We start from the raw sequence: 23,320 nt of genomic DNA, 5'->3' as shown, positions 1-23,320 counted from the left end.
AACGTCTTATCCGGCCTACAAAGGATGAACCTGTAGGCCAGATAAACGCACCGCGCCCCCATCCGGCGAAAACGTGTTTACGCGTTTGTTTCTCCTTTTAACCAGGACTGTGCATATGACGAATCCATTACTGACTCCCTTCACGCTGCCGCCATTTTCCGCAATCAAGCCGGAACACGTGGTCCCGGCGGTAACCAAAGCGTTGAACGACTGCCGTGAGAATGTGGAACGTGTCGTTGCGCAGGGGGCGCCGTATACCTGGGAAAATCTTTGCCAGCCGTTGGCGGAAGTCGATGATGTTCTGGGACGCATTTTTTCCCCGGTCAGCCATCTGAATTCGGTTAAAAACAGTCCGGAGCTGCGTGAAGCCTACGAGCAGACGCTGCCGCTGCTGTCGGAATACAGCACCTGGGTGGGGCAACATGAGGGTCTGTATAAAGCGTACCGCGATCTGCGCGACGGCGATCATTATGCCACGCTGAATACCGCGCAGAAAAAAGCCGTTGATAACGCGCTGCGTGATTTTGAACTCTCCGGGATTGGCCTGGCGAAAGAAAAACAGCAGCGCTACGGTGAGATTGCCACCCGTCTGTCGGAGTTGGGCAACCTGTACAGTAACAACGTGCTCGACGCCACCATGGGCTGGACGAAGCTGATTACGAACGAAGCAGAACTGAGCGGTATGCCGGAAAGCGCGCTGGCGGCGGCAAAAGCGCAGGCTGAAGCGAAAGAACAGGAAGGTTACCTGCTGACGCTGGATATCCCAAGCTATCTGCCGGTGATGACTTACTGCGACAATCAGGCGCTTCGTGAAGAGATGTACCGCGCCTATGTGACCCGCGCCTCCGATCAGGGCCCTAATGCCGGTAAATGGGACAACAGCCCGGTGATGGCGGAAATTCTGGCGTTGCGCCATGAACTGGCCCAACTGCTCGGTTTTGAAAGCTACGCCTTTAAATCGCTCGCCACCAAAATGGCGGAAAATCCGCAGCAGGTGCTGGAGTTTTTAACCGATCTGGCAAAACGTGCGCGTCCGCAGGGCGAGAAAGAGCTGGCGCAACTGCGCGCCTTTGCCAAAGCGGAGTTTGGCGTTGATGAGTTACAGCCGTGGGATATCGCCTGGTACAGCGAAAAACAGAAACAGCATCTGTACAGCATCAGCGACGAACAGCTGCGCCCGTACTTCCCGGAAAACAAGGCGGTGAACGGCCTGTTTGAAGTGGTCAAACGCATTTACGGTATTACTGCGAAAGAGCGTCACGATGTGGATGTCTGGCACCCGGACGTGCGTTTCTTCGAGTTGTATGACGAAAACAACGAACTGCGGGGAAGTTTCTATCTCGATCTGTATGCCCGCGAACATAAACGCGGCGGGGCGTGGATGGATGACTGCGTTGGGCAGATCCGCAAAGCAGACGGCACGTTGCAAAAACCGGTCGCCTACCTGACCTGTAACTTTAACCGCCCGGTCAATGGTAAACCGGCGCTGTTTACCCATGACGAAGTGATCACCCTGTTCCATGAATTTGGTCACGGTCTGCATCACATGCTGACCCGTATCGAAACCGCAGGTGTTTCCGGGATCAACGGTGTGCCGTGGGATGCGGTCGAACTGCCGAGCCAGTTTATGGAAAACTGGTGCTGGGAGCCGGACGCGCTGGCGTTTATCTCCGGCCACTACGAAACCGGTGAACCGCTGCCAAAAGAACTGCTGGATAAAATGCTGGCGGCGAAAAATTACCAGGCGGCGCTGTTTATCCTGCGCCAACTGGAGTTCGGTCTGTTTGACTTCCGTCTGCATGCGGAATTTGATCCGCAGCAAGGGGCGAAAATCCTTGAGACCCTGGCGGAAATCAAAAAACAGGTTGCCGTGGTGCCGGGGCCGTCATGGGGCCGCTTCCCGCATGCCTTCAGCCATATTTTCGCTGGAGGTTATGCGGCTGGTTATTACAGCTACCTGTGGGCAGACGTGCTGGCGGCAGATGCATTCTCACGCTTTGAAGAGGAGGGCATTTTCAACCGGGACACCGGGCAGTCGTTCCTCGATAACATCCTGACGCGTGGGGGCTCAGAAGAGCCAATGGAACTGTTCAAACGCTTCCGTGGGCGCGAGCCGCAACTGGACGCCATGCTCGAACATTACGGAATTAAAGGCTAGTTCCTGAGTGAAAATTTGTTTAGTGGATGAAACAGGCGCCGGAGACGGCGCCTTATCCGTTCTGGCTTCCCGCTGGGGACTGGAGCATGACCCGGATAATCTGATGGCGCTGGTGCTGACGCCGGAGCATCTGGAGCTGCGAAAACGCGATGAGCCGAAACTCGGGGGTATCTTCGTTGATTTTGTGGGTGGCGCAATGGCCCATCGGCGTAAGTTTGGCGGCGGTCGTGGTGAAGCGGTGGCAAAAGCGGTAGGTGTTAAAGGCGACTATCTGCCGGATGTCGTTGATGCGACCGCCGGGCTGGGACGCGATGCGTTTGTGCTGGCTTCCGTGGGCTGTCATGTGCGGATGCTGGAGCGTAACCCGGTGGTGGCGGCATTGCTCGACGACGGACTGGCGCGTGGTTATGCCGACGCACAAATCGGCTCGTGGTTGCAGGCGCGATTGCAGTTAATTCATACCTCCAGCCTGACGGGGCTCGCCGATATTTCTCCACGTCCCCAGGTGGTCTATCTGGACCCGATGTTTCCTCACAAGCAGAAAAGCGCGTTGGTGAAGAAAGAGATGCGGGTATTTCAGTCGCTGGTGGGACCGGATTTGGACGCTGATGGACTGCTGGAACCAGCGCGTAGGCTTGCGACCAAACGCGTGGTGGTTAAACGCCCGGATTACGCACCGCCCCTGGCGAATGTCGCGACGCCAAACGCGGTGGTGACCAAAGGGCACCGGTTTGATATTTATGCCGGCACGCCTTTGGCGGATTAACAGATTGCCTGATGGCGCTGCGCTTATCAGGCCTACGATTTAACGTAGTTTGTAGGCCGGATAAGGCGAAGCCGTCATCCGGCGAGATTTAACAGTCCGATGGCGCTGCGCTTATCAGGCCCACGATTTAACGTAGTCTGTAGGCCGGATAAGGCGAAGCCGTCATCCGGCGAGATTTAACAGTCCGATGGCGCTGCGTTTATCGGGCCCACGATTTAACGTAGTCTGTAGGCCGGATAAGGCGTGAGCCGTCATCCGGCGAGATTTAACAGACCGCCTGATGGCGCTGCGCTTATCAGGCCTACGATTTAACGTAGTCTGTAGGCCGGATAAGGCGAAGCCGTCATCCGGCACAATCCGTCCGTTATTTTGCGTCGTCCGGCGTGTTAATCATCCGGTTCAGCCACGGCACCATCAGTGCCATCACAATCGTCACGGCCAGCGTCACCAGTCCGATTTTACTGAATACCCCGGTATAGATGGGCAAGGTTTGCAGCGGATCGGTGATGTTCTCGGGCACAGCAGTAAAGGTCGCCACATAGCCGCCCAACAGGAACGCAGCGGCCTGGGTCAGGAACCACATCCCGAGGATAAAGCCCATCAGATGCTGCGGAACCAGCGCCGCCACCATCGCCAGCCCCAGGGCGCTAATCAACAGTTCCCCCAGACTCTGGAACAGATAAACCAGCACGATAAACCACGGTGACGTCAGTCCTTGCGCATCGGCAAACCACATGCCTGCGGCGGCGGCGGTCAGAAAGCCCAGCGAGCACAAAAACATCCCGAGAGTAAATTTCATTGGCATCGTCAGGTCTTTACCTTTGCTGCCAAGACGGGTGTAAATTGCCGCCAGTACCGGACTCGCCACTACCACCCAGAATGGGTTCAGCGCCTGAAAACTCACCGGGTTGATAGTGAAGCCGAGGATATCGTGGTGAACGTTGTTGATGGCAAAGAAGTTCAGCGAGGTAGGCATCTGCGCATACAGAATATAAAACAGCACTGCCTCAATCATCAGGATAAACGCCACAAACATCTTGTTGCGCCCGGTTGTATCCAGCTTAAAGGCCTGACGGAAGAAGATGATTGTCACCACGATCGACAGCACAATCAGCACCAGATTGGCGATTTTGACATTGTGCATCAGCCAGGCGCAGAGGAAGATCATCGCCACGGTGCCAATCAGCACGTACAGCAGCTTGCGGAAGCTCATCGGCAGATGGTCGGGTTCTGAACCGATATCCTTCACCATGCCACGGCAGGCGAAGTAGACCAGCAGTGCGACAATCAGCCCCGCGCCGCATAAATTGTACGTCACGGCATAGCCAAATTTATCGGCAATCACGGGCGCGAGGGACAGTGACAGCAGCGACCCGATGTTAATCGACATATAGAACAGGGTGAACGCACCGTCCAGACGCGGATCTTTCGGCGGATAGCATTTGGAAAGCAGACTCGCCGGATTGGCCTTAAACAGCCCGTTACCGACGGCGATGGTTCCCAGAGCGATAAAAATCAGGTCCGGTTTGAGTAATGACATGCCGGTCATGAAGTAGCCGAGCGCCAGCACAATCGCGCCCAGTACCAGCGTACGCTTGGTGCCCAGCAGGTGATCGCCGACGTAACCCCCAATAGAAATCAGACCGTACACCAGCGCGGCAAAGGCGCCGAAGGTGATAAAAGCCTGTTCCTGAGAGAAACCGAGCTGTTTAACAAAGAAAACCGCCAGGATACCCTGAACGCCGTAATAGCCAAATCGTTCCCATAACTCGACAAAAAAGATCATGAAGAACGGGCGGGGTTGCTGTAGCAAGCCCGTTGGTGCAGATGTATTCATAGTGCTTCGCCTTTCAATGCCATCCCGAAAAGTATGAACGCGTTATACAAAACGCGCCGAAAAAGTCTGACTCTGTTATAGACTGCGGTCTTTGACCGGTAGGGTAGGTTATTATACAGATAGTTTTTGATCTAATTAGTTGATCACACTAATTATGAATTATGGCGTGGAATGTTGTACTGATGAAAAACAAAACGCCCGCAGAAGCAGGCGTTTTTGTTTTCTGTATTGCCCGATAACGCTACGCTTATCGGGCTGGATCGAGTCATCCGGCAGGACAAAATTACTCTTCTTCGTCACGCAGCGGAACAATCAGCATGTCGACGTGAACGGTGTTGATCAACTGGCGAGCAGAAGACATCAGCTTGCTCCAGAAGTCCTGGTGATGACCGCAAACAACCAGGTCCATATCGTATTTCTTAATCGCGTCGACCAGTACCTGACCCAGATCGCCGCTACCGCTCAGGGTTTCAGTAATCGGGTAGCCAGCATTGGTGGAGAGTTCGGTCAGCGCGTGGTGGGTTTCTTCGGAGATGCGTTTTTGCATATCGCCCAGATTAACATCAATCAGGCCGGTATAAAGGTCAGAGTAGTTAACATCAACGTGGATCAGGGACACTTTTGCGTTATAGGGACGCGCCATAGAGACCGCTTTTTCTACCAGAACTTTGCTTTCCGGAGAAAGATCAACCGCGATGAGAATGTGTTTGTAAGCCATAGTATTACTCCTTCCATAAAGTTGTCGATGACCAGCCAGCTAGCGTTTCTTTTGCCTTCGCGTCACCCGCGTCCTGCGAACTGTGCGATGTCTCTACGCGGGGCTAGCTCAGCCGCGATGAATTGTCGAAATCATCCTTACAGTATAGCGGCCTGGATAATCCGTCAATCCGCCTTGCTTACCAAATAGTTAAACAAATTTTTTAGATAATTGCATTGATAGCGATTAACCTTCTGGCAAAAAAATTAACTGATCTCCTACACTATTTAGAGAACCGCTCGGATGCAACGCACCAGAATGGGCGGTTCTGGTCGTACTCTTTCATTGAACTGTCTGGCAAGTTTTGGGGAGCGGTAGTCCCGGAGCGGAACTCCGTGGGCGGGTCGCCGGGGAGGTCGTATGATAAGCACCGTCGCATTATTCTGGGCGTTATGTGTCGTTTGCATAGTGAATATGGCGCGTTATTTCTCGTCGCTACGCGCACTATTAGTTGTACTTCGTGGTTGCGATCCTTTGCTCTATCAGTATGTGGATGGGGGCGGCTTTTTCACCTCACATGGTCAACCCAATAAGCAAATGCGTCTGGTGTGGTATATCTACGCCCAGCGTTACCGCGATCATCATGATGATGAGTTCATCCGCCGCTGCGAGCGGGTGCGCCGTCAGTTCATTCTGACCAGCGCATTATGTGGGCTGGTGGTTGTCAGTCTGATTGCATTGATGATTTGGCACTGAGCAAAAAAAAGCGGGCCAGTTTCCTGACCCGCTTGCTACGGTAACGTCTTTTCTCTTAGATAAGCTTCAGCGAGATCCAGTACAGCGTACCGGACAGAAGAATCGCCGCTGGCAGGGTAAACACCCATGCCATCAGAATGCTGGTCACCGTTTTACGCTGCAGACCACCGCCATCAACGACCATCGTCCCCGCCACGGAGGAAGAGAGAACGTGGGTGGTGGAAACCGGCATCCCGGTATAGCTGGCCAGACCGATTGAGACGGCTGCGGTCATCTGCGCAGACATCCCCTGGGCATAGGTCATGCCTTTCTTACCAATCTTTTCACCGATAGTGGTTGCCACTCGGCGCCAGCCGATCATGGTACCAATACCCAGCGCCAGCGCGACCGCCATGATGATCCAGACTGGCGCATACTCGATAGTGCTCAGCATATCGGTTTTCAGTTTCTTCAGCAGACGCTGATCGTCAGCGCTCACGCCTGGCAGCTTCGTCACTTTATCGGTGGTGTCGGAGATGCACAGCATGATGCGACGCAACTGGCCACGCTGTTCAACGCTCAGCTGGTCATAGTTTTCCACGTTGTTAGACAGCATTGCCTTCGCGCGATCCAGCGCATTGAGGGTATTTGCCGGGTGGCAGTGGAATTCCGCTGGCTGGGTTGCGCCCGGCTCCGGAGACGGAATCAGCTGATCAACCCCCGTCACTTTCTTCAGCAGATCGGGATGCTGCTGGAAGTAGGTTTCGACGTTATTGATAGCATCACGGGTACGGGTAATTTCATAACCCGAGGCATTCATGTTCACCACGAAGCCCGCAGGCGCCACCCCAATCAGTACCAGCATCACCAGACCAATGCCTTTCTGCCCGTCGTTCGCGCCATGAGAGAAGGCCACGCCGATGGCAGAAATAATCAGTGCGATACGGGTCCAGAACGGCGGCTTTTTCTTCCCGTCTTTCTTTTCACGTTCCGCTGGCGTCAGGTGAATACGGGCGCGTTTTTTCGTCCCGCTCCAGTAACGGCGCAGAAGGAAAATCAGCCCGCCCGCGACAACCAGACCCACAATTGGTGAAATGATCAGTGAGCCGAAAATGCCCATCACTTTTGGGATGTTCAGCGCATCAACCACTGACGTACCGGTCATCAACGCATTGGTTAAACCGATGCCGATAATCGCGCCAATCAGGGTGTGAGAACTGGATGCAGGCAAACCAAAGTACCAGGTACCCAGGTTCCAGATGATGGCGGCGAGCAGCATGGAGAACACCATCGCAAGCCCATGCGAGGAGCCCATGTTGAGCAGGAGATCGGTCGGTAACATATGCACGATGGCATAGGCTACGCTGAGTCCCCCCAGCAGCACACCAAAGAAGTTGAACAGTGCCGCCATGACTACCGCCAGTTGCGAACGCATCGCACGGGTGTAAATCACGGTTGCAACTGCGTTGGCTGTATCATGGAAGCCGTTGATAGCTTCATAGAACAGCACGAAGGCCAGAGCAAGTAATAATAAAAGCCCGGTATGTAAATCCAGGCCAGCAAACAAATGTAGCATAGGACGTTACGCCATCTTGAGGACATGAACGCGGCGCATTATCAGTGACTTTGGCGGCGCGGGCAAAGTGAAATATAGCCTTTTTTTGATTTAACTCCGGCATAGTTTGGTGCCTATAAAGAATTATCTTATATATATCAGGTAAATACTTCGTTCCGGGTATTTTCTTGCTGGTGCGACCACTGAGATAACTTTACAATTCATGCCCTGAATGTCATTGAGGAACGCAGAGTGGAAAGGTTTGATGCCGTTATTATAGGCGCTGGCGCGGCAGGTATGTTCTGTGCAGCACAGGCAGGACAGGCCGGTTGTCGTGTTCTGCTGATTGATAATGGTAAAAAACCGGGCCGCAAGATCCTCATGTCGGGCGGTGGGCGTTGTAACTTTACTAATCTTTATGTGGAACCTGCCGCCTATTTGAGCCAGAACCCGCATTTTTGCAAATCTGCGCTCGCCCGCTATACGCAATGGGATTTTATCGATCTCGTTGGTAAGTATGGCATCGCCTGGCACGAAAAAACGCTCGGACAACTGTTTTGCGACGATTCGGCGCAGCACATTGTCGATATGCTGGTGGCGGAATGTGAAAAAGGCAATGTCAACATGCGGTTACGCAGTGAAGTGTTGAGCGTCACGCGTGATGAAGACGGTTTTACGCTGACACTGAACGGCGAAACCGTCGGGGCGAAAAAACTGGTCATTGCCTCCGGTGGACTGTCAATGCCGGGTCTGGGGGCGTCGCCATTTGGCTATAAAATTGCGGAGCAGTTTGGCCTGAATGTTCTGCCAACCCGAGCCGGGCTGGTGCCGTTTACCCTGCACAAACCTCTGCTGGAACAGCTTCAGGTGCTGTCTGGCGTGTCCGTTCCGTCAGTCATTACCGCGCAGGACGGCACGGTCTTTCGCGAAAATCTGCTCTTCACCCATCGCGGGCTGTCAGGTCCGGCGGTTTTACAGATTTCCAGCTTCTGGCAACCGGGTGAATTTGTGAGCATTAATTTGCTGCCGGATGTCAATCTGGATGCATTCCTGAACGAACAGCGTAGCGCTCATCCGAATCAGAGCCTGAAGAACACGCTGGCAATGCAGTTGCCGAAGCGCCTGGTGGAGTGTTTACAGCAGCTTGGGCAGATCCCGGATGTTTCCCTTAAACAACTTAACGTGCGTGACCAGCAGACGCTGACGGAAACCCTGACCGGGTGGCGCGTTCAGCCCAACGGCACCGAAGGCTATCGCACGGCTGAAGTCACGCTGGGCGGGGTCGATACCCACGAACTGTCATCGCGCACCATGGAAGCGCGAAAAGTGCCTGGCCTCTATTTTATCGGCGAAGTGATGGACGTCACCGGCTGGCTGGGAGGCTACAACTTCCAGTGGGCGTGGTCGAGCGCATGGGCGTGCGCGCAGGATCTCGTTGAGGCGTAAATTATTCACTGCGCATATCATTAAAAACCATAAGTGAATAGACGTCACCTGCAATGATGTTAGTATCCTATAGATATTAGTTATGAGTATGCGTGTTTCATTTACGGCCAGGAACGCTGACGATGACAACATTACTACCCGTTTTTCACCGTTTCCCGTCAGGCACTTGCCTGCACGGCGAGTGCCATCCTGATCGCGATGCAGCGCTTTCGAAAGACCATTGGCACGATGGCGTAAGGAGATGCCGGATGACGGCTGCGCCTTATCCGGCCTACGGGGGGGAGCGCAGGGTCAGCCAGGCCGGGCAAGCGAAGCGCCCCCGGCAGTGGTTTGCCGGATGACGGCTGCGCCTTATCCTGCCTGGGGGGGGAGCACAGGGTCAGCCAGGCCGGGTAAGCGAAGCGCCCCCGGCGGCATTTACGCTTATTCTTCCTTCGGCAAACACTGTAAATGGCCGTGGCGTACGCCGCGCTGGGCGATAACGTCATCGGCAAAATGCTGAACATCACCCATATCGCCTTTCAGCACAGCGATTTCCAGACAGTCATCATGATTGATATGCACGTGCAGCGTGGCGACAGACAGATCATGATGATGGTGCTGCGTTGACACAATGCGGCTGGCTAAATCGCGCTTCTCATGCTCATAGACATACGAGAGCACCGCAAAACCCTGTGTGCCATGCTCGTGCATTGTTTCTTGCGCCAGCGCGTCGCGCAGAATGTCACGGATCGCTTCGGAGCGGTTATTGTAGCCTCGGCGCTGGCTCAGGCTGTCCAGCGTTTCCAGTAAATCGTCATCAAGCGTGATGGTGACTCGTTGCATCAGATATCAACCTTACGAAAGGGCGCGATGGCGCACGGGGTATGCGGGAAGTACCGCCTTTTGTAACACACGTCCGGCGTCGGAGGAAAAGGTTAATGCCTCTCCCACAATCTGTGTCTCCACAATTTGCCCCTCGTCCATCACCATGACGCGATGGCAAAAACGCTCCACCAGCCGCAGATCGTGCGTGATAAACAGACATGCTGTACCAAATTGCTGCTGCAGTTTTTTGAGCAGACGGATCACGCCCGCCTGTAAGACCAGGTCGAGATTCGACACTGCTTCGTCAAGGATTAACAGCTTGGGTTCCACAACCAGTGCTCGCGCCAGACAGACGCGCTGGAGCTGACCACCGCTCAGTTGCGGCGGGCGTTTATCCAGCAGATTTTCGTCCAGATCCACCGCGTTAAGCATCTCACGTACCCGCGCCAGTTGTTCGGTTCTGGAGAGTGAAAGCAAATGGCGCATCGGTTCTCGCAGGATCTCGCACACGGTTTTCCTCGGGTTCACCGCGCTGATGGAGTCCTGAAACACCATCTGGATATCGCGACGAAACGCTTTCTGTTTAGCCCGGTTCAGTTTTGCCAGCGGTTCACCGCGCCAGCTTACGCTTCCCTGACTGGGTGATTCCAGCCCGACCAGCAGACGCGCCAGCGTACTTTTCCCGCACCCGCTGCGTCCCAGAAGGGCAACGGTCTCACCGCTTTTCAGGGTTAATGAAACCTCTTTCAGTACCTGTTGATGCGGGTGTTTTCCGCCCAGGCTGGCGCGAGCGTACTGATGAGAAAGGGCGGTCACACTGAGTAATGTCATGAGGCTAACTCCATCCCGTACAGGGCAAGATGCGCCGATACCAGATTGCGGGTAATGGGGTGTTTTGGCGTTCTGAACAGGGCTTCCACGTCGCCCTGTTCGACGATGTTGCCGTTATCCATCACCGCTACGTCATCAGCCAGCCGCGCGACCACGCCCATATCGTGAGTCACCAACAGCATGCCCGGTGCCCGGTTCTGCATGATGCTCTCAAGGAGATCGAGAATGCGCGCTTGCGCCACCACGTCCAGATCGGTGGTCGGTTCATCGGCGACGATAAACGGCGCATCGCACAGTACCGCCATGGCGATCATCATGCGTTGCAACATGCCGCCGCTCATCTCAAACGGATAGAGCTTCAGCACGCGATCGGCATGCTCCAGACCAACGGCCTCTAGTGCGCGGATAAGCGTCGCGTCGTCTGCTGGTTTACCTAATGCCTGACAGGTTTCCCGCGCGTGAGTCGCCATCGTATGGAGCGGATTAAACGCACTGCGGGGGTTTTGCATAATGGTGGCGATTTTGAACCCGCGCAGGGAACATGGCGACACCGGCTTACCGTCCGCCAAAATTTCACCTGACGTCTGGCGGACTCCGGCGGGCAAAATCCCAAGCGCCGCCGCACAGGTCAGTGATTTTCCACTCCCGCTGCCGCCCACCAGCGCCAGCACGCGTCCACGTTTGAGCGACAGCGATACACCGTGCACCAGCGGGCGATCGGCCTGTAAGGCGATGTTTTGCAGTTCAATATGCTGTGGCATCAGTGGGCATGCTCCGTAACCAGATGAGGATCCAGGTGATCGCGCAGGGCGTCACCAACCATATTGAAGGCCATCACGGTGATAAACAGCGCCAGTCCCGGCCAGAACATTTGTAGCGGTTGGGTCCAGATATACTGGCGCGCGTCGTTAATCATCACGCCCCATTCCGCTGTGGGCGCAGTCACGCCCAGACCGAGGAATGACATTCCGGCAACGTGCAGCATCATATGACCAATGTCCAGAGTGGCCAGCACCAGCAACGAGGGGATCACCGCCCCGGCCAGATGGTCGATAAACACCCGGATATGACCCGCACCGGAAAGCCGCGAAGCGAGAACAAACTCACGCTGGCGAAGTGAAATCACCAGGCTGCGCACCATACGCGCATACCACGCCCAGTGTGACAGGGCGATAGCGATAATCACGTTGGTGAGGCCCGTACCCAATACGCCGACCATAAAGAACGACAGAATCGATGTCGGGAAGGTCATGAACATATCGGCGACGCGCATGGTGGCCTGATCGACGCGCCCGCCCAGCAGTCCGGCGCTGCCGCCAACGATAAGCCCCAGCGCCAGTACCAGCAGCAGACAGGCCATCACTGAGCCCAGCGACACGCGAGTCGCCGCCAGCAGGCGGGAGAAAATATCGCGTCCCAGATGATCGGTACCCAGCCAGTGCTGGCTGTCAGGCGCGAGCAGGCGAGACGGTAAATCAATCGCCTGCGGGTCATACGGCAACCACCACTGGCTGGTCAGCGCAATCACCGCCAGCAGCGCGATGATGATCATAGCCAGACGAACCGACCAGCGTGAAGAGAGGAAAAAGTTCACGAGTGCGCTCCTTCATGACGACGAATGCGCGGGTCAAGCGCGGCGTTTAGCAGATCAACAATCAGGTTGCAGACCACGAAAACCACCACCATCATCAGCGTAAAGCACTGAATCACCGGATAGTCGCGGTTAAAGATGGCAGAGACGGCATAGCGTCCGACGCCCGGCCAGGCGAAGATGTTTTCGATAATCATCGTCCCGCCAATCAGTTCGCCAATATGCATACCGATAGCCGTGACCACCGGCAGCGAGGCGTTACGCAGAATATGGCGGCGCTCGGTTTGTTTATCGTTGAGTCCGCGCAGGCGCGCCCAGGTGACGTGACGCTGCCCGGCGACTTCCAGCATACTGGCGCGCAGCAGTCTGGCGTTAATCGCCAGCGACATAAAGGCGATCGACACCGCCGGTAAAATCAGATGCTGCCAGCCGCCGTAGCCCATTGCAGGCAGCCATTGCAGGTAAACGGAGAAGAACATCACCAGCAGGAAGGCGAGCCAGAAATTAGGCATCGACACGCCGAGAAAAGCGATGAGCCGCACGACGAAATCCGGCAGGCGATCGCGATGACGCGCCGCCCAGATGCCGAGCGGTACGGAGGTCAGCAGGATGAGCACCAGCGCCGCGCCCGCCAGCTCCAGCGTCGCGGGCAGGAAATTCAGAATGTCATCCAGCACCGGGCGTTGCGTGGCGAACGAGATGCCAAAATCCAGATGCAGCGCCTTCCACAGCCAGGTGCCGTACTGCACGACAAGCGGCTGGTCCAGCCCCAGCATCACGCGAGTCGAGGCCACCATTTCCGGAGTGGGCGGCAGATTCGACAGACGCAGATAGTCGAGCGCCGGATCGCCGGTCCCAAGGCGCAGCATCAGAAAGATAATCACCGAGGCGGCGAAAATCATCGGGATCAGCAGCAGGATGCGCCGCAGTACATAACGCCACATCAGGGTTTCACCGGCTTAATCTGTTCAAAGGGAATTTCGGACGCGATTGGCGCATACGGAATGACGCCCAGCTTTGGTTTGGCGACCACCATCATTGAGACATAACTGATCGGCAGATAGACCGCGTCGTTGTGCAGACGGGTCAGAATGTCTTTGTACAGCGCCTGACGCTGCGTTTCGTCCGTGGTTTCCAGCACCTCGCCAATCTCTTTATCGATCAACGGCTTGTCAGCCAAACCCTGCTGTGCCTGGTAATCCGCATGGGACGGCACACGCATCGAACTCATAAAGGCGTGGGGATCGTACGGCGCCCCCCAGGTGCGGTTGAAAATCATGCCGAAACGACCGTCGCGCTGGCGGGCGTAAATACTACTCTCTTCTTCACCAATCAGCGCCACATCGACGCCAATCTGACGCATATCGGCCTGAATGATTTCCGCCATCGATTTACTCAGCGCATCGGTGCCAATGAACGACAGCTCAATGCGCAGCGGTTGACCGTTTTTCTCACGAATGTCTTTCCCTGCGGGGAGCGTCCAGCCTGCGTTTTCCAGCAGCGTTTTCGCCTGCTGAGGGTCGTACTGACGCGGTTTCAGGCCAACGTTGGCATAAGGGACCGTCGGCGCAAACAGCGTGTCGGCGACCTGTTGGGTGCCATACAGCGCATTGTCGATCAACGATTTCTTGTTCACCGCATAATTCAGCGCTTCACGTACCGCCAGCTCATTGGTCGGTGCTTTGGCCGAATTGAGCGCCAGCATCACCGTTTCAATCGGTTGTGAAAGCTGAGTGCGGTACGCCGGGTTTTGACTAAAACGGGCGAAGGTATCAAGCGGCAACAGCCCTTCATTGCCGTACAGCAGGTCAATATCACCGGTTTCAAATGCCACGGCGCGGGTGGTCGGGTCCGGGATCACTTTGACGGTAATCTTTTGAATCTGTGGTTTTTCACCCCAGTAGCGATCGTTTCGCACCAGTACGTCATACTGATTGAGCTTTGAGGTTTTCAGCACCCACGGACCGGTGCCAATCGGCGCTTTAATCCCGCGCATCGTTTCATTGTCTTTAAATTGCGATGGCGCGATAAAGCGGAACGGGCGCGGCAGGGCCAGCTCCTGCAGGAACGGGTAATAAGCGCTTTTCAGGGTGATTTGCAGTTGGTTTTTATCGAGCGCTTTAACATCGACTATCTGATTGACCAGCTCCAGCCAGGCATGACGCTGACGGTTATCGAGCACCACGCGGAAGTTTTCCGCCGCCGCATGGGCGTCAAAGGTTTCGCCGTTTGAGAATGTCACATCATCGCGCAGGGTGAAGGTCCACGTTTTGCCATCCGCCGAATGAGTCCAGCTCTTTGCCAGCCACGGAATGACCGAACCGTCCGCCTGATACTTCACCAGCGGTTCATAGACCATACTCTGGGCAAACATCTGGTTTGGCGTATACAGATGTGGATTCAGTGGCCCAACGTTGACCGGCCAGGCGGTCGTGATTTCGTCAGTCGCGGCAGCGTGCGTAAGGAATGACGCACAGGCCAGCAGCGCAAATAAGGAGCGGCGTAGTCTGGACAAAATGGTGATCCCGAATTGATGTAGAGGTACGATGTAATGAGTATGACGATTCTAAAGAATCATCATACTTTTCACCTGTTCTGGATCAAGAGAAGGGCAGTCAAACGCGTGAAGTATACGAAAATTGTATGGCTAAACGGTCAGACCGTTTCCAGCCACTGCACCGCTTCTGCGTTCAGAGTAAAGGGGGTCGGCGTGCAAACCGCCAGGCTCAGGTTACCGAACTGGCAATGGCTCAACGAAAGCCCGGAAGAGAGGGTACTGTCGACGCTGACGATTTGCCACGCGCTGCCGCCGCGCTGTTTTACAATGGCTTCCTTTTGCGTCCAGATACGCCAGAACGCGGCGAGTTGCTGGTCCGGATGTACCGCTTCCACTTCGGCGTGTTCCCCGAGGCTAAAGACGGCATTCGCCAGTGAACGCCAGTTGGCGCGTGGACGAATCACTTCCAGATCGCAGCCCACCTCACCTTCGTCGCTCAGCAGCAGGGCGATATCGTCGCCGCTGTGGCTGAGGTTGAACCACAGCGAGGTTTCTGGCGAAAAGGCGGGTTTTCCCTGCTCGCCGTAGACGATCTCGGGTAAGGGGGATAAGGCATGGGAAAGCAGAACGCGGCCCGCCAGCCAGCGCGCGCGTCGCGGCCCCTGCGGTGCCAGAGCGGTTAACGCAGACGGCAAGGTGCCTGCGCTGAGTGTCGACACTTTTCCCAGTACGATCCGATACATGTCAGGACCAACGTTTAATGATGATGGAGGTGTTGATGCCGCCAAACGCAAAATTGTTGCTCTGTAAAAATTCACAGTCAATTTTACGGGCTTCACCCATGATGTAATCCAGCGCGCCGCAGTTGGCGTCCGGCTGAGTTAAATTTAGCGTAGGTGCAAACCAGCCTTCGCGCATCATTTGCAGACTCATCCACGCTTCCAGCGCACCACAGGCGCCAAGGGTATGCCCAAAATAACTTTTCAGCGAGGAGATTGGCACATTATCGCCATAAATTGCGGCTGTCGCCTGACTTTCCGCAATATCGCCACGATCGGTCGCCGTACCGTGCGCGGAAATATAGCCGATATCCAGCGCACCCAGTCCCGCCATTTTCAGCGACTGCTCCATGCAAATCTGCATCGTTTCCCGTTGAGGCTGGGTGATATGCGCGGCGTCACAGTTAGTCGCAAAGCCGATGATTTCGCCGTAAATTGTCGCGCCGCGTGCTTTGGCGTGCTCAAGCTCTTCCAGAATCAGCGTCCCGGCGCCTTCACCAATCACCAGCCCATCGCGTTTTTCATCAAACGGTGAAGGGGTGGTTTTCGGTTTGTCATTGCGCTGGCTGGTGGCAAACAGCGTATCAAAAACGGCCGCTTCTGATGGGCACAACTCTTCCGCGCCGCCTGCCACCATCACGGTTTGATAGCCGTGGCGAATCGCTTCCCACGCGTAGCCAATCGCCTGGCTGCCTGATGTACAGGCGCTGGAGGTAGGGATAACGCGCCCGCGCAGGCCGAAAAACAGCCCGGTGTTGACGGCGGTGGTGTGCGGCATCATCTGCACGTAGGTGGTGCCGGTGATGTTATTGGTGTGCTTCTCGGTCAGCATGGTGGCGAATTCGCTCACCGGTCCGGTGCTGCCCGTGGATGAGCCGTAGGCGATACCCGTTTCGCCATTGGTCAGCACATCATCGCCAATCAGCCCGGCCTGCTCCAGCGCCAGTTCCGTAGCGCGCGTGGACATCAACGACACGCGTCCCATCGCGCGGATGCGCTTACGGGTGTAGTGCTCCGGCAGCGAGAAGTCATCGACTGGCGCGCCCAGCAGGGTATGCAGCCCGTCATACACCTGCCACTCCGGCATTTTGCGCACGGCGTTTTCATAAGCCCGCAGCCTCGCGGAAACGTCCTGCCAGTTTTCCCCAAAAGCGGTAACGCCGCCCATGCCCGTAATCACCACGCGACGTGTCATAACATCCCTCCATTGATGGAAATCACCTGGCGGGTGACGTAGCCCGCAATATCCGACATTAAATAGCTGGCAAGCCCGGCCACTTCATCCGCCTGACCCATACGCTTCATGGGGATCATGCCCATCGCTTCTTTCAGCGCGGCCTCTTCCATTTCGATCATCCCGGTGTCGATAAGCCCCGGCGCGATGCAGTTGACGGTGATTTTGCGTTTCGCGAGTTCAATCGCCAGCGCTTTGGTGGCACCGATAATCCCGGCTTTGGCGGCGCTGTAGTTCACCTGCCCACGATTGCCCATAATGCCGGACACCGATGACAGGGTGATAATCCGTCCTCCCCGGCGCGCGCCGATCATCGGCATAATGCACGGCTGAATGACGTTATAAAAACTGTCGAGATTGGTGTGGATAACCGTGTCCCAGTCGCGGTCAGTCAGCGCCGGGAAAGCGGCATCGCGGGCGATACCGGCATTGCTGACTACGCCGTACCAGGCGCCATGTTCCTCGATATCGTGCTCCAGCACCTCGCGGCACTGCTCGCGGTTCGCCACGTCAAAACTGAGCAGACGGCCCGCCCCGCCGACGGCGAGAATAGCATCCAGCGTCTTCTGCGCCCCCTGCGCATCACGGTGATAGTGGACGCCGACCACAAAGCCGTCCGTCGCCAACTGGCGGGCGATTGCACGACCGATGCCTTTACTGGCGCCGGTAACCAAAACTGAACGACTCATGTGGACGCTCCTTGTTGAAATAGAGAATGAAGTTCTTCTGTCGTCGGCTGGAAGGTGTTGATGCGGCCCGTTGCCAGCGTCTCGTCGTCTGCCGATATCGCACATTCGAAGCTGCCGAAACGTTCGTCCTGCATCAGCAGCTTGACGGTAACCGATACTGTTTTTCCTGCGGGCAGACTGCCTGCCGCGCAAATCAGTTCGCGCGCGCCGAGCACCATCCCGAGCGAAATCGCCCCCTGACCTTGCTGATGGCGATGCCATCCGGACCAGACGCCGACGGTTTGCGCCATCAGTTCCAGTGCGAACCAGCCGGGTAAATTGCCCTGCGGGTCAAGAAACGGCCCCAGTACGCCGCAGCTCGTCACCGTGACGCGACAAACGGCGGTGTCGTCGCGCACGCTGACCACTTCTTCCAGAAGCAGCATCGGCGCGTCGTGCGGCAGGTAGTCGCCGGGTGATAAATAGTGGCTCATGTCCGTCTCCCGAGCAGAATGCTGGCGTTATTGCCGCCAAAAGCGAACGAATTCGACAAGATAACCGGGCGTTCAAGAGGTTGCGGTTGCTCGATGATGCCGCAGGGCGGTAGCGCCGGATCGCGCGGCGACTGACTAAAGTCCTGCGCCGGCAGCGGTAAATCACGCTGTAAAATCAACATGCTGAGCGCGGCTTCGGTAATCCCTGCCGCGCCCAGCGTGTGGCCGGTCAGGTGTTTGGTTGAGCTACACGGGACGCGCTCGCCAAACAGCGCGTTCACCACGTTTGACTCAATCTGGTCGTTCAGCGGCGTGGCGGTGCCGTGCAGATTAATGTATCCCACCTGTTCTGGCGTGATACCGGCGTCGTCCAGCGCCTGCTGGATGGCGCGAATCGCCCCTGCGCCCTGTGGGTGCGGCGCGGAAATATGGTGCGCGTCGCTCGACTCCCCTACGCCCAGCAGCGCGATGGGCTGCGGCTCGCGGGTCAGCAGCATCAGCGCTGCGCCTTCGCCAATGGTGATACCGTTGCGATCGCGGGCAAATGGCAAACAGCGCGTGGGTGAGAGTGATTCGAGACTGTGGAAGCCGTTGACCGGCATCCGGCTCAGGGTGTCAGCGCCGCCGACAATGGCGACGTCGGCAAGGCCGGATTCAATCAAACGGCGTCCGCTAATGATGGCGCGGGCGCTGGAGGAACAGGCAGTGGAAAGGGTAAACGCCGGTCCGTCCAGTGCCAGCCAGTGGCTGAGAAAACGCGACGGATCGCCCAGTTCCTGCTGCGGATACTGCCAGGCGGTGCTCTCTTTCCCGCTCAGCATCAGATTGACATGGGTATCGCCTTCATCAAGTCCCGATGTGCTGGTGCCCAGCACCACCGCAACCCGATCGCGTCCGTAGCGCGCAATGGCCTCATCAACCTGCGGTTGAATCTGCTGCAATGCTGCCAACAGCAACTGATTGTTGCGCGAACGGTGGGCGCTAAAGTCATCCGCAATGGCTGGCAGTTCGCCGTCCACACCGGCGAGAACCGCGTGAGGATGCCCCTGTAGCCAGCCGGTGCGTGGACGCATACCAGGCGCGACGCCATGCGTCAGGTTGTGGGCGATCTCATTGGTATCGTTGCCCAGCGCGTTGATCATCCCCACAGCAGAAATGTAAATCATATCAGTCACCCAGATATTGAATGGTGATGTGGTATTTAAAGACATGCTGCTCGATGCTGATCGGCTCGCGCTTGCCTTTGCGGTTCAGGTAGGTGATTTCCGTCACCAGCTTGCCGCGCGCATTACGCAGTTCACGCGTGTCGCCGCGGTCCGTCAGCGTCCAGCCTTTCGGCAACTGCGGCTGCCAGGCGCGAATGGGCCAGTGGCTGAGCATGACGTCAGCCAGCACCTGGCTTGCGGGCGGCAACTGCGGAACGACGAGTGATTGCTCGGTGTGCAGTCCTTTATCATCGTAGGTCACGAGGAACAGACGAATGCCGACTGACGACAATCCCGCCAGCGAGATTTTGTGGTCATCGGCATTCAGCATTACCAGCAGTGACTGCGTTTTGCCGTTAAAACTGCCGGTGAGCAACTGCTGAGAATTCACGGTCGGCGAGATGCCTGGCGCAGGCAGCGTCACCCGCGTTCCGGGTTCCAGCCACGCCTGCGGACGACCTTCCTGCGCTTTCTGTGAATGGCTGCAGCCGGTAAGGATGAGCGCGAAGAGGCACAGTGCTAACTGCCCGATGGCGCTGTGCTTATCGGACCTGGCGTTGATGCGTTCGCGTAGGCTGGGTAAGGCGAAGCCGCTGTGCTTATCGGGCCTGGCGTTGATGCGTTCGCGTAGGCCGGATAAGGCGAAGCCGCCATCCGGCAAAAGGTTTCTCAGCAAACGGAACCGCCATCCGGCAAAAATACCTTTCATCATTTTCGTTTTTTCTCTCTTTTCGTCGGCATCGCCAGAGGGGAAAGCAGGAACGCGGTGAAAATGCCGCTTACCAGCACAATGCCAAAACTGCTGATCGCCTGGGTGGCGCTAAAAACCAGCATGCCGAGCGTCAGAAGGGTAGTCATCATCGCCAGCGTGATAGCCAACAGGGAGGTCAGCGGCGTTCCGCGTGGATTACTGAAAAACAGCGTGTAGTTAATACCGATCCCCAGAACCAGCACCAGCGCCAGCAAAGAGAACAGATTGACCGCATGCCCGCTCAATGCCAGCACCGCCAGGCCACAGCCCAAAGACAGTACTGACGGCACAAGGCTGATTAATCCTCTGCGCCAGCCCAGACGGGCGATCGCGCCGCAGGCAATCACCGCCAGAGCAACAAACAGCAAACCGGTCAGTACGTTGCGATACAGGGCAAACAGGCTGTCAAAAGTGCTTTTGCGATCCACCCACGCGACGCCGGGGTATTTCTCGCTGAGCGCGTTAAGCGCCGCGCTCTGTTTAACGTCTTCCACCGGCACCAGTACGCCGCTTTCGCCATCGGCCAGGCTCAACCACAGCAGCCGCCAGCCTTCGCTGGCCGGGCTGGTAAGCCATGCATCGACGGTAACAGGCATCGCCTCAAGATCGGGCTTCACCGTCGTCAGCCCGGCGTCGTTCAGCACGCGAGCGACGGCAGGCGCGGCATTTTTCAGCAGGGCGAGATCCTGCTGCTGACGCGCCAGTGAATTCAGCGGGAGGGTACGATAGCCGCCGAGAAGCCCTTCTTTCTTCGCCTGTTCCAGCGCCGGGACGAAGGCTTCCAGCCGCTCCAGCGTCTGCTGCGCGGAGTTGCCGTACACCACAAACCACTTCTGATCGACGCCCTGTCCGGTCAGGGCGGTGATGGTTTTTTCCTGCGCCAGAATATGTTGCGGCAGCGCCTGTAATTGCGAGATATCGTCGTCGACGCGCAGGGTCGCCAGCCCGGTCAGTGAGAAAAGCGCGAGTGCGACCGGCAGCCCGACAGTGAGTTTTTTATTGCGTCGCCAGGCGGCAAGCCAGCGCAGCATCAGTACCATTGCCGGAACCGGGCGCACCGGCAGCCCGCGGCACAGCCACGGATGCCAGAAAATCACCGTCAGGCAGGAGGCGCTCAGTCCTGCCGCCGCAAACACCGCCATCTGGCGAATACCAGGGAAGGGGGCGAGCATCATAATCAGGTAAGCCGCTACGGTGGTCAGCAGCGCCAGCAGCAGGGCATTGCGCACTTTGAGCAGGCTTTGCCACGGTGAGGTCTCCGCGCCGTGAATCATCCGTTCGGTCAGGTAGTACAACGTGTAGTCAGCGGAGATGCCGATAATGCTCATGCTCATCACCAGCGTCATCAGGTGCAGTTCGCCGAAGATAAGCAGCGTGACAACGGTGCCTGCCAGCGCGCCGATACCAATCGACAGCAGACACAGCAACAGCGGGCGCAGGGAACGGAACACCGCGACAATCAGTAACAATACGCCCAGTACCGTTGCTGCGCCGAGCGTGGACACATCCTGCTTTGCCTGCTGGCTGGCGTAATCGCTGTAGAACATTGTCCCGCGTGACAGCAGTTGCGCCTGCGGATAGCGCGCTTTCAGCTCACGCTCCAGCGCCCCCAGCGTGGTCACTAACTGGTGTGTCTGTTGCATATCGAATGATGAGCCAGCGAGTTCACCATGCAGCAGATACCAGTTATTTCCCTGATGGTCCTGCGCCACCAGCCAGCCGTCCATCAGCCGCAGACGTTGACCGTTCTGGGCCATTGCCAGTTGTGAGCCGCGCGTCAGCATCAGCGGATCGTTTTGTAATTCTTTGCCGCTGACGCCGGAGAACGCGGAATAGAGTTGCGAAAGAACCCATTGCGCCTGCGCTTCACCGCCGTTTTGCAGACGGGAACGGGTTTGCGCATCGATAAGCCCGTTGCGATGCTGCCAGAAGAACGCGCCCCACGCCTGCTGGCTGTCGGCATCCATCGGGCCTTTCACTTCTGCCAGCGCCTGTGACTGTTGCAGCATCGCCAGCCAGTCGCGGGCGATTGTCGGGTCCGCCTTTTTACCGGGGCTGACCAGCCAGACCAGTTGGCGATCAAGACGCTGCATAAAGCCGTCATTCAGTCCCGGCGGGATCTCGCCCAGCGTCTGTTTTGGCAGCATCGCCAGTACGCTGCTGTTGAGCCGTGCCTGTGGCAACAGCAACAGTAACGCGCCCAGCATCAGGATGCAGGCGATTCCCCAGAACAGCGCGGGACGTTTACTGGGCGGCAAAGCGTTGGCGTTCGTCATCAGTCAGTTGCGCGGGCGTCAGTTGGTGTTGGGTGAGCGTGATATCCGTCCGGTCGCCCTGTTTATCGTTAAGCGTGATGTGCTCCAGATAGTCTTTTCCGGCTAAATCAATGGTGGCGAAGATTTTATCCAGCGGCGTGGTGACCGGCGTCAGACGCAGCGTCCAGTGCCCTTCGCCCCGGTCGGCAAATTCGACGCGGAAGTTTTGCTCCAGCACCTTACGGTCCGCCTGGAACAGCGCGCGCAGCAGGTGGTTGAACTGGAACATCTGCGGGTTGTTTTCCGCGGTGATGGTTTGTGGCGGCTGACCATTGACGGCCTGCACCATCCGTTTGTCGTCGAGTAACAACTGCATCGGGAAGGGACGCGTTTGATCCCACAGCAGTCCCCGATCGCGGGCGATCAGCATCGTCCCCTGAGATTTCAGCGGTTGCGGCAGATCCTTAATCGTGCGGGTTTGATCGAAATGGGCGCGAACCACAGGCTGTTCAGTGAAACGCTGTTGCAATTCATCGAGCGTCAGGGCGCTCACAAAAGGACTGATAAGCAGCGCCAGCAGCGGCAGAAATTTCATGGTGTCACCCCCATCCGTTCAAACAGAATGTCCGGGCAGACGAAGCACATTTCGCGGCTTTTCTCTTCCACCGCCACCTGAATGGTGTAGCCCGTCGTCGTGCGTTTTCCGCTTTCGGCATCAAAAATTTCATAGCCAATGCGCAGGCGGTTTTCGAACTCTTCCAGGCGCGCACGTACGCGAATACGTTGTTCAAACGTCAGCGCGCTGCGGTATTTCACACGGGTATCGACCACCGGCCACAGGTAACCGGAGGCTTTCATCTGGCGATAGCCGTAGTCAAACTGGTTCAGCAGCGCTTCGCGGGCAATCTCGAAGTAGCGGAAGTAGTTGCCGTGCCACGCCACGCCCATCATATCGACGTCGTGAAACGGGATGGTCAGCTCGACTTCAGCCGTAAAACGGGGATCGTTCAGCAC

The 23,320-nt window shown here is 56.7% G+C and carries 23 protein-coding genes; 5 read left to right on the top strand and 18 right to left on the bottom strand.

Annotated elements, in window-relative coordinates; all coding sequences use genetic code 11:
* The first annotated feature begins 115 nt into the window (after nucleotides 1-115).
* Both prlC and rsmJ read left to right on the top strand, forming a co-directional pair.
* Nucleotides 116-2,158, top strand: a complete 2,043-nt coding sequence (gene prlC, locus WB371_RS10410; protein ID WP_336219990.1) for an oligopeptidase A — start codon at nucleotides 116-118, stop codon at nucleotides 2,156-2,158.
* A gap of 7 nt (nucleotides 2,159-2,165) precedes the next feature.
* Nucleotides 2,166-2,924, top strand: a complete 759-nt coding sequence (gene rsmJ, locus WB371_RS10405) for a 16S rRNA (guanine(1516)-N(2))-methyltransferase RsmJ (protein WP_336219989.1) — start codon at nucleotides 2,166-2,168, stop codon at nucleotides 2,922-2,924.
* 364 nt (nucleotides 2,925-3,288) lie between these two features.
* On the opposite strand, the gene dtpB is transcribed toward rsmJ, so the two are convergent.
* Both dtpB and uspA read right to left on the bottom strand, forming a co-directional pair.
* Nucleotides 3,289-4,761 (bottom strand): dipeptide/tripeptide permease DtpB, encoded by a 1,473-nt coding sequence (gene dtpB / locus WB371_RS10400; protein ID WP_336219988.1) that lies wholly within the window; start codon nucleotides 4,759-4,761, stop codon nucleotides 3,289-3,291.
* A 283-nt stretch (nucleotides 4,762-5,044) separates the two neighbouring features.
* Nucleotides 5,045-5,479 (bottom strand): universal stress protein UspA, encoded by a 435-nt coding sequence (gene uspA / locus WB371_RS10395; protein WP_000323571.1) that lies wholly within the window; start codon nucleotides 5,477-5,479, stop codon nucleotides 5,045-5,047.
* 399 nt (nucleotides 5,480-5,878) lie between these two features.
* Here uspA and uspB point away from each other — a divergent pair, with 399 nt between their 5' ends.
* Nucleotides 5,879-6,214: a universal stress protein UspB gene (uspB, locus tag WB371_RS10390; protein WP_103778505.1), complete on the top strand. Its 336-nt coding sequence runs from the start codon at nucleotides 5,879-5,881 to the stop codon at nucleotides 6,212-6,214.
* 55 nt (nucleotides 6,215-6,269) lie between these two features.
* Here uspB and pitA read toward each other — a convergent pair whose 3' ends face one another.
* Nucleotides 6,270-7,769, bottom strand: a complete 1,500-nt coding sequence (gene pitA / locus WB371_RS10385) for an inorganic phosphate transporter PitA (RefSeq protein ID WP_336219987.1) — start codon at nucleotides 7,767-7,769, stop codon at nucleotides 6,270-6,272.
* 231 nt (nucleotides 7,770-8,000) lie between these two features.
* On the opposite strand from pitA, the gene WB371_RS10380 reads away from it, so the two are divergent.
* Nucleotides 8,001-9,194, top strand: a complete 1,194-nt coding sequence (locus WB371_RS10380; RefSeq protein WP_336219986.1) for an NAD(P)/FAD-dependent oxidoreductase — start codon at nucleotides 8,001-8,003, stop codon at nucleotides 9,192-9,194.
* Nucleotides 9,195-9,316: 122 nt separating this feature from the next.
* On the top strand, nucleotides 9,317-9,535 hold the full coding sequence (locus WB371_RS10375; RefSeq protein ID WP_336219985.1) for a hypothetical protein: 219 nt from the start codon (nucleotides 9,317-9,319) through the stop codon (nucleotides 9,533-9,535).
* 82 nt (nucleotides 9,536-9,617) lie between these two features.
* Here WB371_RS10375 and nikR read toward each other — a convergent pair whose 3' ends face one another.
* The 15 genes from nikR to WB371_RS10300 form a co-directional block, all read right to left on the bottom strand.
* On the bottom strand, nucleotides 9,618-10,019 hold the full coding sequence (nikR, locus tag WB371_RS10370; protein WP_336219984.1) for a nickel-responsive transcriptional regulator NikR: 402 nt from the start codon (nucleotides 10,017-10,019) through the stop codon (nucleotides 9,618-9,620).
* Nucleotides 10,020-10,031: 12 nt separating this feature from the next.
* Nucleotides 10,032-10,832 (bottom strand): nickel import ATP-binding protein NikE, encoded by an 801-nt coding sequence (gene nikE / locus WB371_RS10365; RefSeq protein ID WP_336219983.1) that lies wholly within the window; start codon nucleotides 10,830-10,832, stop codon nucleotides 10,032-10,034.
* On the bottom strand, nucleotides 10,829-11,593 hold the full coding sequence (gene nikD, locus WB371_RS10360; RefSeq protein ID WP_336219982.1) for a nickel import ATP-binding protein NikD: 765 nt from the start codon (nucleotides 11,591-11,593) through the stop codon (nucleotides 10,829-10,831). Before nikD ends, nikE begins: the two co-directional genes overlap by 4 nt.
* On the bottom strand, nucleotides 11,593-12,426 hold the full coding sequence (gene nikC / locus WB371_RS10355; protein WP_336219981.1) for a nickel ABC transporter permease subunit NikC: 834 nt from the start codon (nucleotides 12,424-12,426) through the stop codon (nucleotides 11,593-11,595). Before nikC ends, nikD begins: the two co-directional genes overlap by 1 nt.
* Nucleotides 12,423-13,367, bottom strand: a complete 945-nt coding sequence (nikB, locus tag WB371_RS10350; RefSeq protein ID WP_336219980.1) for a nickel ABC transporter permease subunit NikB — start codon at nucleotides 13,365-13,367, stop codon at nucleotides 12,423-12,425. The genes nikC and nikB overlap by 4 nt, the downstream gene beginning before the upstream one ends.
* Nucleotides 13,367-14,941 (bottom strand): nickel ABC transporter substrate-binding protein, encoded by a 1,575-nt coding sequence (gene nikA / locus WB371_RS10345; RefSeq protein ID WP_336220189.1) that lies wholly within the window; start codon nucleotides 14,939-14,941, stop codon nucleotides 13,367-13,369. Before nikA ends, nikB begins: the two co-directional genes overlap by 1 nt.
* 137 nt (nucleotides 14,942-15,078) lie before the next feature.
* Complete coding sequence (gene acpT / locus WB371_RS10340; protein WP_336219979.1) at nucleotides 15,079-15,663, bottom strand: 4'-phosphopantetheinyl transferase AcpT; 585 nt, start codon at nucleotides 15,661-15,663, stop codon at nucleotides 15,079-15,081.
* Nucleotide 15,664: 1 nt separating this feature from the next.
* A complete protein-coding gene (locus WB371_RS10335; RefSeq protein WP_336219978.1) occupies nucleotides 15,665-16,894 on the bottom strand; it encodes a beta-ketoacyl-ACP synthase in 1,230 nt (409 codons plus the stop codon).
* Complete coding sequence (locus tag WB371_RS10330; RefSeq protein WP_336219977.1) at nucleotides 16,891-17,622, bottom strand: 3-ketoacyl-ACP reductase FabG2; 732 nt, start codon at nucleotides 17,620-17,622, stop codon at nucleotides 16,891-16,893. Before WB371_RS10330 ends, WB371_RS10335 begins: the two co-directional genes overlap by 4 nt.
* On the bottom strand, nucleotides 17,619-18,095 hold the full coding sequence (locus WB371_RS10325; RefSeq protein WP_336219976.1) for a 3-hydroxy-fatty acyl-ACP dehydratase: 477 nt from the start codon (nucleotides 18,093-18,095) through the stop codon (nucleotides 17,619-17,621). Before WB371_RS10325 ends, WB371_RS10330 begins: the two co-directional genes overlap by 4 nt.
* The gene (locus WB371_RS10320; RefSeq protein ID WP_336219975.1) at nucleotides 18,092-19,261 is read right to left on the bottom strand and encodes a beta-ketoacyl-[acyl-carrier-protein] synthase family protein; all 1,170 of its coding nucleotides are present in this window, start codon (nucleotides 19,259-19,261) and stop codon (nucleotides 18,092-18,094) included. The genes WB371_RS10325 and WB371_RS10320 overlap by 4 nt, the downstream gene beginning before the upstream one ends.
* Nucleotide 19,262: 1 nt before the next feature.
* Nucleotides 19,263-20,009, bottom strand: coding sequence for a DUF3261 domain-containing protein (locus WB371_RS10315; protein ID WP_336220188.1), 747 nt, complete (start codon nucleotides 20,007-20,009; stop codon nucleotides 19,263-19,265).
* Entirely contained in the window at nucleotides 20,009-22,327 is a 2,319-nt protein-coding gene (locus WB371_RS10310) for an MMPL family transporter (protein ID WP_336219974.1), read from the bottom strand. The genes WB371_RS10315 and WB371_RS10310 overlap by 1 nt, the downstream gene beginning before the upstream one ends.
* Nucleotides 22,296-22,901 (bottom strand): outer membrane lipoprotein carrier protein LolA, encoded by a 606-nt coding sequence (locus tag WB371_RS10305; RefSeq protein ID WP_336219973.1) that lies wholly within the window; start codon nucleotides 22,899-22,901, stop codon nucleotides 22,296-22,298. The genes WB371_RS10310 and WB371_RS10305 overlap by 32 nt, the downstream gene beginning before the upstream one ends.
* The gene (locus WB371_RS10300; RefSeq protein ID WP_336219972.1) at nucleotides 22,898-23,320 is read right to left on the bottom strand and encodes a thioesterase family protein; all 423 of its coding nucleotides are present in this window, start codon (nucleotides 23,318-23,320) and stop codon (nucleotides 22,898-22,900) included. Before WB371_RS10300 ends, WB371_RS10305 begins: the two co-directional genes overlap by 4 nt.

The sequence above is a fragment of the Citrobacter amalonaticus genome (assembly GCF_037053465.1).
In the GTDB taxonomy this organism is placed as follows: Bacteria; Pseudomonadota; Gammaproteobacteria; order Enterobacterales; family Enterobacteriaceae; genus Citrobacter_A; species Citrobacter_A amalonaticus_H.
Note: the sequence above shows the minus strand (reverse complement) of the source record. Positions and strands in the feature narration are given on the sequence as shown.